The organism is Agrobacterium sp. CG160-95, assembly GCF_053521725.1.
On the sequence record NZ_JBNWDU010000001.1, the window covers coordinates 1,066,560 to 1,082,435 of the forward strand.

Sequence of the window (15,876 nt, forward strand, 5' to 3'; positions counted from 1 at the left end):
GACAATATTCAAAGCGGTTCCTGTCCCGCATAAGGATCAGATAGGCCAAGCACCGCCAAAATGCGAGTCTCAAGCGACTCCATTTCTTCCGCCTCCTCCTCATCCATGTGGTCATAACCGAACAGGTGCAGGAACCCATGAACAAGAAGATGGGTCAGATGATCCTCGAAACTCTTCTCAAGTTCAAGAGCCTCGCGTTCAACCGTCTCGCGCGCGATGACGATATCGCCCAGCATCGGGCCGGGCATGCCGCCCGGTTCCAGCGGAAAAGCGGGGAAAGACAAGACATTGGTTGCCTTGTCCTTGTCGCGCCATTCGGCATTGATTTCCCGGATATTTTCATCGTCGGTAAAGACCAGCGACAGTTCCACCGGCATTTTCGGGAAGGGTTGGTTCTCTTCCCGCTTCAAAAAATCAACCGCTGCATCCAGCGCCTTGGTGGCGAAGGCAAGAAGGTCCTCTTCCGAGGACCAGCCTTCGGCCTCGACGCTGATTTGAATATCCAGAGCTGTCATTGTCTTGCGTCAGTTGCCCTTCAGGAGGCTTTCATCCGGCACCGCCGTGTGGGATTCGTACGCCCGCACGATGCGCGCCACCATCGGATGGCGCACGACGTCCACATCCTTGAAGCGCACGACGGATACACCTTCCACATCGGTGAGGATTTGCAGGGCCTCGACAAGGCCCGACTTCACGCCGCGCGGAAGGTCCACCTGGCTTGGGTCGCCGGTCACGATCATGCGGCCTTTCTCACCGAGACGGGTGAGGAACATTTTCATCTGCATGGTCGTGGTGTTCTGGGCTTCGTCCAGAATGACGGCGGCGTTGGCAAGCGTGCGTCCGCGCATGAAGGCCAGTGGCGCAATTTCGATGACGCCCGCCTGAATGGCGCGCTCCACCTTGTCACCCGGCATCATGTCGTAAAGCGCGTCGTAAAGCGGGCGCAGATAAGGATCGACCTTCTCCTTCATGTCGCCCGGCAGGAAGCCAAGGCGTTCGCCCGCTTCTACTGCGGGACGCGAGAGGATGATTCGGTCGACCGCACCGCGCTCCAGAAGTTGTGCTGCATGCGCCACGGCAAGATAGGTCTTGCCGGTGCCGGCGGGGCCGACGCCGAAAACCAGTTCGGACTGCTCCAGCGCCCGCATGTAGACATCCTGGGTGGGCGTTCGGGCAGCGACGGTCTTCTTGCGCGTGGAAATCTGCGCCATGGAGATCTTCGCCTTGCGCTCCATCGTCGGCAAGGTCAGCTGGTCATCTGCCGCCATGGCCATGCGGATCGCGCCTTCCACATCGGAAACCTCGGCAGTTCCGCCCTTGAGCAGACGCTCGTAAAGGAAATCCAGCGCCCGGCGAGCCTGATTGGTGGCAACGACATCGCCGGTGATGGCAACGGAATTGCCGCGCGGGCGCGCATCGATGTTGAGGCGTTGTTCCAGCAATTTGAGGTTCTGATCGAACTGACCGAATAGCTCTCCCGCTATCCTGTTATTCTCGAACGTGAGGACGAAGTGATTGGCGTCGGTCGCGGCTTGGCGTGGCTGGCGCGATGAAGGTGATACCAATTCATGTGCGTTCAAGCGGTCAGGCTCCTGTCCCAATCAGTGTCGGCTCCTCACTCTAACTCTCTGCCACCTCGGCAAACAAGCTGTTTGGACCCGTTGCGGTGATTCGTACATTAACAATGTCACCGATTTTCAAAGTCTTTGCATCAAGATTCACAGATTGCAGCCAGGGAGAGCGACCTATCAACTGTTCAGGCATGCGGCCGGGCTTTTCCAGCAACACATCCATCGTCTTTCCGACCAGCGATTCCGCAAATTCCTTCTGCTGCCGCAAGAGCAGCGCCTGCAATCGTTCCAGTCGCTCGGCCTTCACCTCTTCCGCAACCTGATCCGTCAGATCGGCGCCTGGCGTTCCCGGGCGTGTGGAATATTTGAATGAAAAGGCCTGCGCATATTTCACCTGTTCGATGATCGCCATCGTGTCTTCGAAATCACGATCCGTCTCGCCGGGGAAGCCAACAATAAAATCCCCGGACATGGCGATATCAGGGCGGGCGGCCCGGATTTTTTCAATGAGCTGGATATATTCCTCACCTGTGTGGCGACGATTCATCGCCTTCAGAATGCGATCCGACCCGGACTGAACAGGCAAATGCAGATAGGGCATCAGAATGCGCAGGTCGCGATGTGCGCCAATCAAGCGGTCATCCATGTCGCGCGGATGGCTGGTGGTATAACGAAGGCGTGCGAGACCGGGAATTTCCGCCAGCCGGTAAAGAAGCTCGGCAAGTCCCCATTTTTCGCCTTTCGAGCCTTCGCCCTGCCAGGCATTGACGTTCTGGCCGAGCAGCGTGATTTCGCGCACACCCGCATCCACCAGTTTCATCGCCTCATCCACGATCTGGCGCACGGGACGCGAAACTTCCGAACCACGCGTATAGGGCACAACACAGAAGGTGCAGAACTTGTCGCAGCCTTCCTGCACCGTCAAAAATGCCGTGACGCCGCGCGTACGCAGTGTTGCCTTTTCGGCCACCGGCAGATGTTCGAACTTGTCCTCAACGGCATATTCGGTCTCGATGACGCGCTCGCCGCCGCGCACCCGCTTCAGGGCGTCCGGCAGGCGATGATAGGTCTGTGGGCCGATGACGACGTCGACGGCTGGCGCACGGCGAAGGATTTCCTCGCCTTCCGCCTGTGCCACACATCCGGCAACGCCGATCACGAATTCGCGGCCCTGTTCTTCGCGCGATTTTTTCATGTCGCGCAGGCGGCCGAGCGCCGAATAGACCTTTTCAGCGGCCTTTTCGCGGATGTGACAGGTGTTCAGAAGCACCAGATCCGCCTCGCCCATATCCTCCGTCTGAACGTAACCGTCCTTCGCCAGCGCATCGCTCATGCGGACGGAATCGTAGACGTTCATCTGACAGCCATAGGTCTTGATGAAGACCTTCCTGCTGTTAGAGCCCTCGCGGGCAATCATTTCGGGGGCATCGAGGCCAAGCGTTTCCTGGGTCATGGCGGTTATCTAGTGTTTTTCACGCCCGGATTAAACAGAAAAATACCGGAAAAGCTGGAATGCTCTATTTCCGCCAGCCACCACGCAGGCTGAAAGCCAACATGGAACGGATAGAAGCGGCGATATCGGTCGCCAGACGCTTGCGGTTATCCGTGCTGTGAAACGGAACGCTGTCGCCGAATGTAACGTCGACGTCGATAGCACCTACCCTGATGATACCGAGCAGGTGCGGCACCAGAGTTATGCTGCCCGGCCAGGCCGCAATGACCCGGTGGTAACGTCCCATGGCCATGCCCTGCACCCGCGTATAGGCGATTGCGACCGGCTGCACATAGACGAGCTTGCCCGGAACCTGCTCGGCAGCCGTGGAGGCTGCGCCAAACAGCGAGGATTTGACGGCAAGCATGCGGTTACCGTCAGAGGTGGTGCCTTCCGGGAACAACACGACGATCTCGCCATCAGCCATGCGGGCGGCGATCTCGCCGACCTGCGCACCGGTGCTGCGCTTCTGCTCGCGCTGGACGAATATGCTTTTCTGCAGACGGGCGAGCCAGCCGAAGACGGGCCAGTCACGCACTTCCGTCTTGGCGATGAACACCACGTCGGCAATACTGCCGAGAACGAGAATGTCCTTCCACGAGGCGTGGTTGACCGCCAGCATCAGCGGTTTTGCCCGCTCCACATCCCCATGGACATGCACGCGGATGCCGAGGACATGGCAGGCTATGCGGTGCCAGATGCGGGGAATGCGGCGACGAAGCCGCCAGTCGAAGGCAAGGCCCAACAGTTGCAGCGGCAGCAATATAAGCGTGACGATCAGGAGAACGACCGCAATATAGGCTGTCCGGAGCCACATCATGATTGAACCGTGCGCTTGCTCACCAGCGTCTCAATGTTCGCCGGGCTTCAACGGTACACCGTAGAGTTCGAGCCGGTGATCAACGAGCTTGAAGCCGTGCTCCCTGGCGATCTTTTCCTGAAGCGCCTCGATCTCGGGTGAATGAAACTCGATGACCACACTGTTCTTCAGATCGATCAGATGATCGTGATGTTCCTCAGGCACGGTCTCGTAACGCGAGCGGCCATCGCGAAAATCATGACGCTCGATGATGCCGGCGTCCTCGAACAGCTTCACCGTTCTGTAAACGGTGGAAATCGAGATGCGCGGATCCACGGCGGAGGAACGGCGGTAAAGCTCCTCGACATCCGGATGGTCTGCCGATTCCTGCAGCACACGGGCGATGACACGGCGCTGGTCCGTCATCCGCATGCCGCGTTCGGCACAAAGTTCCTCCAGCGTTTTCGAAAGGTCTATCACGTCTTCTGGCCTTTTGAGTATTCCGGTTGAATTTCGGGGCTGTCGCCGAAAAATGCCTGTCGCAGGGAACTAGCGAAGATCGCGGCGCATGACAAGCGCCGTCGACTTCGCGCCATCCTTGGCTGTGTAATAGGCCTTGCGCTCAGCGACCGTTTTGAAGCCGAGCTTTTTATAAAGTCCCAGGGCGGAGGCATTGTTGCTGTCCACTTCCAGGAACATCGTTTCAGCACCGCGCATCATCGCCTCACGGACGGCCGATTGCATCAGGCGCCAGCCGAGGCCGGTGCGCGCGAACTTGTCGGCTACCGCAACGGTCAGGATTTCCGCCTCGCCGGCCACTTCGCGCGCAAGCACGAAACCACCGAGCGGTTTACTGAAAAATGCGTTCGTCTGCCGCGCGACGGCACCGAAAACCGAGCCTTGCGTCAACAGCCCGGAAAACTCCCCGTCATTCCAGGGGCGCGGAAAGCGCAGCGCATGCAATTCCGCCACTCCGGCGCAATCCTCATGCTGCATCGGCACGATCTCGAAATAGGGCTTCCAGCTTAGATATTCGTCAAACATAACAAGGAATCATCCGCACGCATTTACGGGTGCCACCTATCAGGCAACGCTCTGGCGTGCCAGCGCAAAACCCGTCTGCGGCCGGGCATCCGGGCCGCGAAGGTAAAGCGGTGCGGGTTTCGGCATGCCTTTCGGCTTGCGTCCACCCGCCCGCGCGACAGTGGAAATCGGAAAGTGATCGGGCCCTGACCCCGCGTCGAAACCCTGAAAAAGGGGTGCGGCGGAACCGATAATGGCGCCATCGAAACCGGAGAGAGCCGTTTTGGCATCCTCCAGAGACAAAAGCGCGGCCTCGAGGAGCGGCGATCCATCCTCTGCAAATGTCTGGAGGTAGGCTTCGCCCCGTTTGGCGTCGAGCCCGACAGCCACTGGCCGGCCGGGATTTTCCAGCAGATGATGCAAGGCGATCGTCTCAAGCGTGGTTACGCCGACTGCCTCTATGCCGAGCGACAGGGCAAAACCACGCGCGGCGGCAACGCCGACGCGAATGCCGGTAAAGGAACCCGGTCCGATCGTTACCGCGATGCGCCCGACTTTCTGAAGCGGCAGGCGTGCCTGCTGCAGAGCGCCATCAATCACAGCCATCAGCCGCTCGGCATGACCTTTTCCGATGGTTTCGCACACCTCGCCAAGCACCGTGTCGGAGGCGCTGTCGTAGACGCAGGCGGAACAGTCCACACCTGAGGTATCGAGTGCGAGAACAATCATGGCGCGGCCTGGCTTACAACGTCATACAGCTTCGACTTCGCGCACTTCCGGCACGAAATGACGAAGCAGGTTCTGGACGCCGTGCTTCAGCGTGGCGGTGGAGGACGGGCAACCGGAGCAGGCGCCCTTCATGTTCAGGAACACTGTGCCGTCGCGGAAACCACGGAAAGTGATATCGCCACCATCCTGCGCCACGGCGGGGCGGACGCGGGTATCAAGCAGTTCCTTGATGGTGGCGACGATGGTTTCGTCACCCGCTTCAAAGAACTCGCCTTCCTCATCCGACACTTCAGCCGCAATGGCAGTGCCCATGATGGGGCGGCCAGACATGAAATGCTCCATGATCGAACCAAGAATGGCGGGCTTCAGATGCTGCCATTCGGCGTCATCCTTGGTGACGGTGATGAAATCGAAGCCGAAATAAACGCCGGTGACACCCGGAATGGTGAAGAGGCGCTCTGCCAGCGGCGAGGCCTGCGCCTGCGCGGGGTTGAGAAACTCAGCCGTGCCGCTTTCCAGCACCACCTTGCCCGGCAGGAACTTGAGGGTCGCGGGGTTCGGCGTGGCTTCCGTCTGAATGAACATTATCTGTCTCCTTCGAGGTCGCCGTTCACGCCCCGCAATTTAGAATTCTTCCAAAAAATACGCCTGGCGAAGCCTTACTTCAAGCCCTGACATGATAATTACATTCAAGAAATCGTCAGCCCCAAATTCTTGCCCGAATCCGTTCCTGCCTTTCGGGGTCGAACAAAGGTCAGCAAAGGGCGTCGATTTCCTCATCCGTCAGCGTATCCGGCAGCACGGTGACGGGGATGGGGAAGGCCGCACCGCGTCCTGAGATGGAGGAGACTAGCGGTCCCGGCCCTTCCTTCGTTGATCCTGCCGCCAAAACCAGAATGGCAATATCGCGATCTTCCTCGATGAGGCCGTGGATCTGTTCGGTTGCACCGCCTTCACGGATCACCGCCTCCGGCTCGATGCCGATGGTCTCACGGACCTTCTGGGCGATCTTGGCAAGCGTTGCTTCCGCCTCCTCGCGCGCCTCGGCCCGCATGATCTGCTCGACGCCCAGCCACTGCTGGAAATCGCCTTCCGGTATCATGTAAAGCAGAACCAGTCCGCCATTGGAGTTCTTGGCGCGACGACCGGCATAATGCACGGCCCTTTCGCATTCCGGTGTGTCATCGATAACAGCGAGAAATTTGCGACGATGCCCTTCCAGACGCGACAGCCGTTTTGAAACCATTCCGCACTCCCTGTGTCCGCCGCGATCCGAAAAACCGCCCGACGGTTCGGGCGGAGATTATATCAAATCACGGCAGGCGCAAACCGCCTGCCGTGATCCGCAAGGCGATACGTGGTCAGCGCAGGAACCCGATGATGTCGCGCACCTCGTTCATCGTGTTTTCGGCGATCGCGCGCGCGCGCTCACCACCCTGTTTGAGGATGGCATCGATGTGAGTGGGATCGTCGAGAAGGCGGCGCATCTCGTTGTTGACTGGAGCCAGCACATTGACGGCAAGCTCGACGAGAGCCGGCTTGAAGGCCGAGAACTGCTGTCCGCCGAACTCTAAAAGAACCTCCGCTTTCGTCTTGTCAGACAGTGCCGCATAGATACCAACGAGGTTTTCGGCCTCCGGGCGGCCCTTCAGGCCTTCCACTTCGCTCGGCAGTGCATCCGGGTCCGTCTTCGCCTTCTTGATCTTTCTCGAAATGGCGTCCACATCGTCCATGAGGTTGATGCGCGACAGATCCGACGGATCGGACTTCGACATCTTCTTGGTGCCGTCCTTCAACGACATCACCCGCGGTGCCGGACCGCCGATCAGCGGCTCCACCATCGGGAAATAGGCATGCACCGGCTCATTGCCCACGGTGATGTCGAGCCCGAGACCGGCGTTGCGGATATGGTCACCGAAATCGATGTTGAATTTCTGGGCGATGTCTCGGGCCAGTTCCAGATGCTGCTTCTGGTCGTCGCCGACAGGAACGTGGGTCGCGCGGTAGACGAGAATGTCCGCAGCCATCAGGCTCGGATAAGCAAGCAGCCCAAGCGATACCTGCTCGGCATTCTTGCCGGACTTGTCCTTGAACTGCGTCATGCGCTCCATCCAGCCGATACGCGCCACGCAATTGAAGATCCAGGCGAGTTCAGCGTGCTGCGGCACAGCCGACTGGTTGAAGACGATATGCTTCACCGGATCGATGCCTGCGGCAATGAAGGCGGCAGCGATCGAGCGGGTCTGCGCCTTCAGGTCCGAATGAACGAGCTGGGCGGTGATGGCGTGCATGTCGACGACGCAATAGATGCAGTCGTTATCTTCCTGCAACGCCACGAATTTGCGGATGGCCCCGAGATAATTGCCGAGATGCAGATTGCCGGTCGGCTGGACGCCCGAGAAAACCAGCGGCTTGAATGCGTTCATTGTCGTCCTCGAAAAGGCTTGTGGAGGGCCCCGCCCCGTGGTTGGAATTGCACGCGCGCTTATGCACCTACAGCCCCTCGCAATCAAGCGGTTTCAGGGCGCGTCAGCCGCGCGGCTGAAGAAGATCCCAGTGATTTCCATAAGGGTCCGCAAAGACCGCGACAGAGCCATAAACCTCATGGCGCGGTTCTTCCAGAAAGCGCACGCCGCGCGCAAGCATCGTCTCGTAGTCACGACCGAAATCGTCGGTATGCAGGAAAAACCCGACACGGCCGCCGGTCTGGTTGCCGATGGCAAGACGCTGCGCTTCGCCATCCGCCTCGGCAAGCAAGAGGGCACAGCCATCGGTCCCTTGAGGCTTCACCACCAGCCAGCGTTTGCCGTCATCAAGAGGTTGGTCGGAAAGGCAATCAAACCCCAGAACCTCGCAATAAAACGTCTTTGCCCGGTCATAATCGTCAACCACGAGTGTGATGAGGGCGATGCGACGGTTTTCTGCAAAGGACATCAGCTTGTCTCCGTCTGGGCATTCTTGTTGCGGCGCTTTTTGATGGCTCTCTTGACCATGCCGAGATCGGCACCACCCGAAACGAAAGCCAGCACGAAATAAACGAGCATGGCGGAGAGCACGAGGCCCATGATGGTTCCGGCCCGGACGAAAATGGAGGAGGCGGAGGACAGCTCGAAGCTGAGATAGGTCAGCGCATAGTGAACGAAGCCCGCCATAAGGGCGGCGGCCAGCAGCAAGCGCGGAATGCGGGTAAGGAGCGGAATGTCCACATGCCAGTGACCCCGCCACAACAGCATGCCGAACAGCAGGGCGGCATTGACCCAGCCGGCGGTGATCTCGGCAATGGCGATGCCAGGACCTCCGAGACGCGGAAACAACGTCAGCGCCAGAGAGACGTTCACAACCACGGAAATCGCCGCGAAGATCATCGGGGTGCGGGTGTCCTCGCGGGCAAAAAAGCCGGGAATGAACGCCTTTATCAGCACGAAAGCCGGCAGGCCGAGGCCATAAATACCGAGGATCTGCGCGACGGTGACGGTGGCCGAAGGCGCGAAATTGCCGCGCTCGTACAGAAAGCGCACGATGGGTTCCGCCATGACGAGAAGGGCAGCGGCGGCGGGCAATGTCAAAAACAGCACGAATTCGACCGAGCGGTTTTGCAGGCTTCCCGCCTCGACCATATGTCCGCCACGCAAAGCCCGCGCCAGCTCCGGCAAAAGCACGGTGGCAACGGCGATGCCGACGACACCGAGCGGCAGCTGGTAAATCCGGTCGGCATAGGCAAGCGAGGAGATCACCCCCTCACCGGCAGACGCGATATTGGTGTTGATCAGGAGATTGATCTGGGTGATGCCGCCGGTGATCGCGGCCGGCAAAGCAAGGACCAGCAGGCGCTGGACATTCTTCGTCAGCCGGGGTCTGCGGAAACCGATCCGCATGCCGGCATTGCGCACGGCGATCCAGACGATGCCAAGCTGCACCACACCCGCCGCCATCACACCCCAGGACAGGGCATAACCCACCTGAAGCGGGTCGTAATGCTTCCACCAGGCCAGCATCAGAACACCAATCAGAATGATGTTCAGGAAGACCGGCGCAATCGCGGCAGCGAAATAACGGTGCAGCGAATTCAGCATGCCGCCCATCATCGCCGCCAGCGACATGCAGGCGAGATAGGGAAACATGATGGTTGCGAGACGGACGGTGTTGTCGAATTTCACCGGGTCTTCCAGAAAGCCCGGCGCAATAACGGTGCGCACGATGAACGGCATCGACAGTTCCATCAGGATCGTCAAAGCCAGAAGCACGGTGAACAGAACGCCGAAAACTTCTTCGGAAAAGCGCCTTGCGCCCTCCATGCCGTTCGCCTCGATTTCCTTGGCAAAAAGCGGCACGAAGGCCGAGTTGAACGCGCCTTCGGCAAAAAGGCGCCGGAAGGTGTTCGGGAACCGGAAGGCAGCATTGAAGGCATCGGCGACCGGGCCGGTACCGACGGCTGCGGCCATCAGCGTCTCGCGGAGGAAACCGAAGATACGGCTTCCGAGCGTGGCCGTGCCGACCGTGGCGAACTTTCCGATCAAGCTCATGGGAATTTCAAGCCTTTGCCGTGCGCGTGGCCGGCAGCGCCGCCACATCGGGATGGGCGATGATGCCGTTTGGCATGCGATCGCGCAATTCGTCTTCCTGCTCGCTCATCACGGCCTTCAGACGCGTGGCAATGCTGGCCTGCCGGTTGTCATTGGTGACCTTCTGGCCGAAGAGATCCGTCACGTAGAATGTGTCGATGACCTTCTCGCCAAAGGTGGTGATGCGTGCGGAATGAATATCCAGCGACAGATCGGCAATGACAGCCGTCATATCCGCCAGAAGCCCCGGCCGGTCGAGGCACTCGACCTCGATAACGGTGAACTTGTTCGAAAGCCCATTGGAAATGATGACGGAGGGCGGAATGGTGAAGGCGCTTTTCTTCCTCCGGCTCTTGGTGCGGGTGGCAATCATTTCCGGCAGGCGCTGACGACCGGACAGAACCTCTTCGATCAGCTTGCCGACATTGTTGCCGCGCCGCGTCTCGTCTTCGTCGATCGGAAATTCGCGGTTGATCAGGATCGTATCGAGCGCCCGCCCATCGGATGTGGTGAAGATTTGCGCGTCGGCAATGTTGGCGCCGGCCGCAGCGCAGGCGCCGGTAATGATCGACAGCAGGCGCGGATGGTCGGGCGCCAGCACGGTGATTTCGGTGATGGCGTGGAAGGAATGTGTGCGCACCATGGTCGACAGCGCCTTTTCCTGCTTGTCGGCCTCGCGGATGAAGCGGGTGTGACGCACCTGATCTTCCAGCGCCACCGTCAGCAGATAGGGCTCATAGTGCAGCTTGGTGTATTTGCGCCGTGCCTTGTGGCCCCAGTCTTCCAGCGCGTCGTAAAGCGCCTGACGGGCAATATGCGCCCTTTCCTTGCGTGAGACTTCCGAAAAGCCACCGGAGAGAAGCAGCTCGGTCTCGTAATAAAGCGAGCGGAGCAACTGACCCTTCCAGCCGTTCCAGACACCCGGACCGACCGCGCGGATATCGCAGACCGTCAGGATAAGCAGCATCTTCAGCCGCTCCATGGATTGCACCTTGTCGGCGAAATCGGTGATGGTCTTGCGGTCGTGGAGGTCGCGCGTCTGGGCGACCATGGACATCAGAAGATGCTGCTCGATCAGCCAGACCACCATTTCGGTCTGCTTGCCGGTCAGCCGGAAACGCTGGCAAAGCTTGCGGGCCACCCGCGCGCCGGCAATCGAGTGGTCCTCCTGCCGGCCCTTGGCCACATCGTGCAGCAGAACGGCCACATAAAGTGCCTCACGCTCCTCAACACCCGGCATCAGCTGGTTGGCAAGCGGATGGGCATCCACAGCCGTCCCCTTGTCCACCTCCGACAGTACGCCGACCGAGCGGATCAGATGTTCGTCCACCGTATAGTGATGATACATGTTGAACTGCATCATCGCGACGATCTTGCCGAATTCGGGAATGAACTTGCCGAGGACGCCAGCCTCGTTCATGCGCCGCAAGGTGAGCGCCGGATCACGCCTCGAGGTGAGGATCGCCAGAAACAGCCGGTTCGCCTCCTCGTTCTCGCGAAGCCCGTCATTGATCAGCGACAGCGACCGGGTAACGACACGCAGCGCATCCGGGTGAAGTTCGAGATTGTTGATATCGGCGATATGAAAGAGCCGGATCAGATTGACCGGATCGTTTTTGAACACGTCCGGCTTGGCCAGCGCGATGCGTCCGCGATCCTCGACGAATTCAACAGAACCGGGAATTTTGCGGACGCGGTGGGCAAAGCGGCTGAGAACACCCGACAGGCCCGGCACGTCCTTTGCCTGCCTGTCCTCCAGTGCGGCGCAGACGATGCGGGTCAGGTCACCCACGTCCTTCGCCACCAGGAAGTAATGCTTCATGAAACGTTCGACGGCGGAAAGCCCGGGGCGTGGCTGATAGCCCAGCGCATCGGCGATCTCGCGCTGAATGTCGAAGGAAAGGCGCTCTTCCGCCTTGTTGGTGATGAAATGCATCTGGCAACGGACGGCCCAGAGAAAATCATCGGCCTTTTCGAACAGCCTGAGTTCGCGCTTAGACAGGACGCCAAGCTTGACGAGATCGGCTGTATCGCGGACATGGTAATAATATTTGGCGATCCAGAACAGCGTGTGCAGGTCGCGCAGGCCGCCCTTGCCTTCCTTGACGTTCGGCTCCACCAGATAGCGCGTATCGCCCGCCTTGCGGTGGCGCTGGTCACGCTCGGCCAGCTTGGCGGCGATGAATTCCGGCCCGGTGCCGGTGACAACTTCCGACTCGAAACGTTTTTCGAGATCATCGGTCAGGGATTTTTTACCGCAGATTGCCCGCACTTCCAGAATGGCGGTGCGGATAGTCATATCGGATTTCGACAGGCGGACGCACTCATCCACCGTGCGCGTGGCGTGGCCGACCTTGAAGCCGAGATCCCAGAGCAGATAAAGCACGAACTCCACGGCCTTGTGCATATCCGGCGTGTTCTTGGCCGGCAGCAGGAACAGAAGGTCGATATCCGATCCCGGCGCCAGCGTGCCGCGACCGTAACCGCCCACCGCTGCAACGGCGATTTGCGGCGCGTCTTTCGGATAGACATAGTGGCAGGCGAGATCATAGAGGATTTCGATCAGCCGGTCCTGGAGCCAGGAGATACGTCGGGCGCAATCGATGCCGCTGCCGTCGGATTTCAGCAGTTCGCGAGCCTTTTCCCGGCCTTCCGTGCTGGCCTTGCGAAAGATCGGCAGCAGGTCTGACCTGACATCGGCGATGCGCTTGCCGTCGTTCTTGAAGATGATGTCGCATTCGCGCTTCAGCGCCGAAACATCGAGAATTTCGGAAAAATCCAGGTCCTTGATGGCCATTTATGCCGTTATCCATGTCCTGTGGGAAAGCCACCGCTTGCGATGGGATTGTCCTATAGCGAGTTTCAAAGGCGATGGACAGGCAGTCTATCCTCTTAAGCCTTGCCAAGTTCTTTCTTTAACGCATAGAGCGCGTCCAATGCCTCACGCGGCGTCATTTCGTCCGGGTTGAACCCCTTCAAAGCTTCTTCCACCTTCGATGGTCCAGCCTTGCGGGTTTCCTCACGGCGAACCGCGATCTGGAATAGTGGCAGATCGTCGATCAGCTGACTGGCCGGGTTCTTTCGATCGGCATCTTCGAGCTTCGTCAGCACCTCACGGGCGCGCTCCACCACCGATGCCGGAAGTCCGGCGAGCCTTGCCACCTGAATACCGTAGGAACGATCTGCAGCACCCGGTCCGACCTCGTGCAGGAAGATGACGTCACCCTCCCATTCCTTCACCCGCATCGTGGCATTGGAAAGGCGACCAAGTTTTTCCGACAGCACCGTCAGTTCGTGGAAATGCGTGGCGAAGAGGCCACGGCAACGATTGACCTCGTGCAGATGCTCGACCGCCGCCCAGGCGATCGAAAGGCCGTCGAAGGTTGCCGTGCCACGGCCGATCTCATCCAGAATGACAAGCGAGCGATCCGTCGCCTGATTGAGGATGGCGGCCGTTTCCACCATTTCCACCATGAAGGTCGAGCGGCCACGCGCCAGATCGTCGGACGCGCCGACGCGGGAAAACAACCGGTCTACGATGCCGATATGGGCGGCTTCTGCCGGAACGAAGGAGCCGATCTGCGCGAGGATGGCGATGAGCGCATTCTGACGCAGGAAAGTCGATTTACCGCCCATGTTCGGGCCGGTGAGCAGCCAGATCGCACCATTTTTGCCGCCCTCAGCAGCCGACAGATCGCAATTATTGGCGATGAACGGCCCGGCGGACTGGCGCCGCAGCGCCTGTTCCACAACCGGGTGGCGCCCGCCTGTGATCGCAAAGGTCATGGAGGCATCGACGATCGGGCGGCAATAGGCCTGTTCCGTCGCCAGATAAGCAAGGCTCGAGGCAACGTCGATAATTGCAAGTGCCGCCGCGCCGGCCTTGATTGCTTCAGCCTGGTGCACCACGGCCTCAACCATGCGTGCGAAGGCCTCCAGCTCCATGGTCAGAGCCTCAGCCGCGGCATTGGCGATGCGGCTTTCGAGATCGGCAAGCTCGGTGGTGGTGAAGCGCATGGCGCCGGCCATGGTCTGGCGGTGAATGAAGCGCGCCTTCGCCTCATCCGTCGCCATCATGACATCGGCGTTGCCCGCCGTTACCTCGATGAAATAACCAAGCACGTTGTTATGCTTGATCTTGAGCGATTTGATGCCGGTTTCCTCGGCATATTGCAGCTGCAGCCCGGCGATTACCCGGCGCGACTGGTCACGCAATGCGCGCACGTCGTCGAGTTCTGGACTGGCGCCCTCACGCAGAAAACCGCCATCACGCTTCAAAAGCGGCAGATCGTCGGCCAGCATCGAGCCAAGCATGGCTTCCAGCCCGCCCGGCAAAGCCTTCAGATCCGCAAGTGCGGCAGCAAGCTCCTCCGGCAATAGTCCCTGATCGAGAATGGCGGCAATTCTCTCGGCCGACGCCAGGCCCTGCCTGATCGCCCCGAGATCGCGCGGGCCACCGCGCTCAAGCGCAAGACGGGAGAGCGCGCGCGGCATATCGGCAACCTGTTTCAATGCGTCGCGCAGGCTATCGCAAAGGGATACGTCATCAATGAGATAGGCGACCGCATCGAGACGGGCATTAACCCTTTCCGGATCGGTCAAGGGAGACATCAGCCGCTCGGCCAGAAGCCGCGCACCGCCGCCCGTGACCGTGCGGTTGAGGGCATGCAGGAGCGATCCGTCCCTTTCGCCCGAGAGCGTCTTCACCAACTCCAGATTGGCGCGGGTCGCGGGATCGATGAACAGCGTGGAGGCAGCGCTTTCGCGTTCCGGCGCACCAAGCGGCGGGCGCTCGGCAATCTGGGTCTTTTCAACATAGGCAACCGCGGCAGCGGCAGCGGCCATCTCCACGCGCGAAAATGTGCCGAAACCATCGAGGGTCGAGACGTTGAAGTAACGCGCGATCCGCCCTTCCGCCGTAGCGCTGTCGAACAGAATGGCCGGCTGCGGCACGGCGACACGGCCAAGCATATCGAAAACCGGTCGCAGCTCTTCGTCATGGAACAGACTGTCGGCAACGATCAGCTCACGTGGATCGATGCGCCAGATATCAGCGAGGAGCCGCGTCAGCGTGGTTTCCGCCAAGCGGAAGACGCCGGTGGAAATATCAATCCAGGCAAGCGCAAACTGTGCCTCCGCACTGCCGCGAATACGAGCGAGCGCCATAAGATAGTTGGATTCCGTCGGCGACAGCAGCTTTTCTTCGGTGAGCGTGCCGGGCGTGACAAGCCGCACCACATCGCGTTTTACCACGGATTTCGATCCGCGCTTCTTCGCCTCGGCCGGGTCCTCCACCTGCTCGCAGACGGCGACGCGATAACCGCGCAGGATGAGCTTCTGGAGATAATCATCGGCGGCGTGAACGGGAACGCCGCACATGGGAATATCCTGCCCCATATGCTGGCCGCGTTTCGTCAGCGTGATGCCGAGCGACCGCGAGGCTTCCACCGCATCGTCAAAGAACAATTCGTAAAAATCGCCCATGCGGTAAAACAGCAGCGAACCGGGGTTGTTCGCCTTGATCTCGATATATTGCTCCATCATGGGAGTGGCCGTAGCGCGGCTCTCTTCCGAGATCAGGGAAGCGGTGGTCAAAACGTCCGTCAATGGCTTGCCGATGTCATATCGTGTTGCGGAAAGGGAGCGCCGACACTAGCGGCAATGGCCGCACCAAGACAACACACACGGCACCGCTGCCCA

General features: G+C 59.8%; 14 protein-coding genes. All 14 read right to left on the reverse strand.

Going from position 1 to position 15,876, the window contains the following annotated elements; all coding sequences use genetic code 11:
* Positions 1-8: 8 nt before the first annotated feature.
* The gene (gene ybeY, locus ACQZ63_RS05290) at positions 9-515 is read right to left on the reverse strand and encodes an rRNA maturation RNase YbeY (RefSeq protein ID WP_003514801.1); all 507 of its coding nucleotides are present in this window, start codon (positions 513-515) and stop codon (positions 9-11) included.
* Positions 516-524: 9 nt separating this feature from the next.
* Complete coding sequence (locus ACQZ63_RS05295; RefSeq protein WP_026330651.1) at positions 525-1,580, reverse strand: PhoH family protein; 1,056 nt, start codon at positions 1,578-1,580, stop codon at positions 525-527.
* Between the two features lie 40 nt (positions 1,581-1,620).
* Entirely contained in the window at positions 1,621-3,024 is a 1,404-nt protein-coding gene (gene miaB / locus ACQZ63_RS05300; RefSeq protein ID WP_003514798.1) for a tRNA (N6-isopentenyl adenosine(37)-C2)-methylthiotransferase MiaB, read from the reverse strand.
* 64 nt (positions 3,025-3,088) lie between these two features.
* Positions 3,089-3,883, reverse strand: coding sequence for a lyso-ornithine lipid O-acyltransferase (gene olsA, locus ACQZ63_RS05305; protein WP_448799098.1), 795 nt, complete (start codon positions 3,881-3,883; stop codon positions 3,089-3,091).
* A gap of 30 nt (positions 3,884-3,913) precedes the next feature.
* On the reverse strand, positions 3,914-4,342 hold the full coding sequence (locus ACQZ63_RS05310) for a Fur family transcriptional regulator (protein ID WP_003514787.1): 429 nt from the start codon (positions 4,340-4,342) through the stop codon (positions 3,914-3,916).
* Between the two features lie 69 nt (positions 4,343-4,411).
* The gene (locus ACQZ63_RS05315) at positions 4,412-4,906 is read right to left on the reverse strand and encodes a GNAT family N-acetyltransferase (RefSeq protein WP_003514785.1); all 495 of its coding nucleotides are present in this window, start codon (positions 4,904-4,906) and stop codon (positions 4,412-4,414) included.
* A 39-nt stretch (positions 4,907-4,945) separates the two neighbouring features.
* Positions 4,946-5,614, reverse strand: a complete 669-nt coding sequence (gene tsaB / locus ACQZ63_RS05320; RefSeq protein ID WP_065703738.1) for a tRNA (adenosine(37)-N6)-threonylcarbamoyltransferase complex dimerization subunit type 1 TsaB — start codon at positions 5,612-5,614, stop codon at positions 4,946-4,948.
* 21 nt (positions 5,615-5,635) lie between these two features.
* Complete coding sequence (locus ACQZ63_RS05325) at positions 5,636-6,199, reverse strand: NifU family protein (protein WP_003514783.1); 564 nt, start codon at positions 6,197-6,199, stop codon at positions 5,636-5,638.
* A gap of 169 nt (positions 6,200-6,368) precedes the next feature.
* On the reverse strand, positions 6,369-6,860 hold the full coding sequence (locus ACQZ63_RS05330; protein WP_003514782.1) for a universal stress protein: 492 nt from the start codon (positions 6,858-6,860) through the stop codon (positions 6,369-6,371).
* A gap of 115 nt (positions 6,861-6,975) precedes the next feature.
* Positions 6,976-8,040, reverse strand: coding sequence for a tryptophan--tRNA ligase (trpS, locus tag ACQZ63_RS05335; protein WP_003514781.1), 1,065 nt, complete (start codon positions 8,038-8,040; stop codon positions 6,976-6,978).
* 103 nt (positions 8,041-8,143) lie between these two features.
* Entirely contained in the window at positions 8,144-8,548 is a 405-nt protein-coding gene (locus tag ACQZ63_RS05340; RefSeq protein ID WP_019564425.1) for a VOC family protein, read from the reverse strand.
* Positions 8,548-10,137: a murein biosynthesis integral membrane protein MurJ gene (murJ, locus tag ACQZ63_RS05345; protein WP_003514779.1), complete on the reverse strand. Its 1,590-nt coding sequence runs from the start codon at positions 10,135-10,137 to the stop codon at positions 8,548-8,550. Before murJ ends, ACQZ63_RS05340 begins: the two co-directional genes overlap by 1 nt.
* Before the next feature lie 7 nt (positions 10,138-10,144).
* A complete protein-coding gene (locus ACQZ63_RS05350) occupies positions 10,145-12,973 on the reverse strand; it encodes a [protein-PII] uridylyltransferase (RefSeq protein ID WP_113555578.1) in 2,829 nt (942 codons plus the stop codon).
* Positions 12,974-13,068: 95 nt separating this feature from the next.
* Entirely contained in the window at positions 13,069-15,720 is a 2,652-nt protein-coding gene (gene mutS, locus ACQZ63_RS05355; RefSeq protein WP_111782852.1) for a DNA mismatch repair protein MutS, read from the reverse strand.
* Positions 15,721-15,876 lie beyond the last annotated feature (156 nt).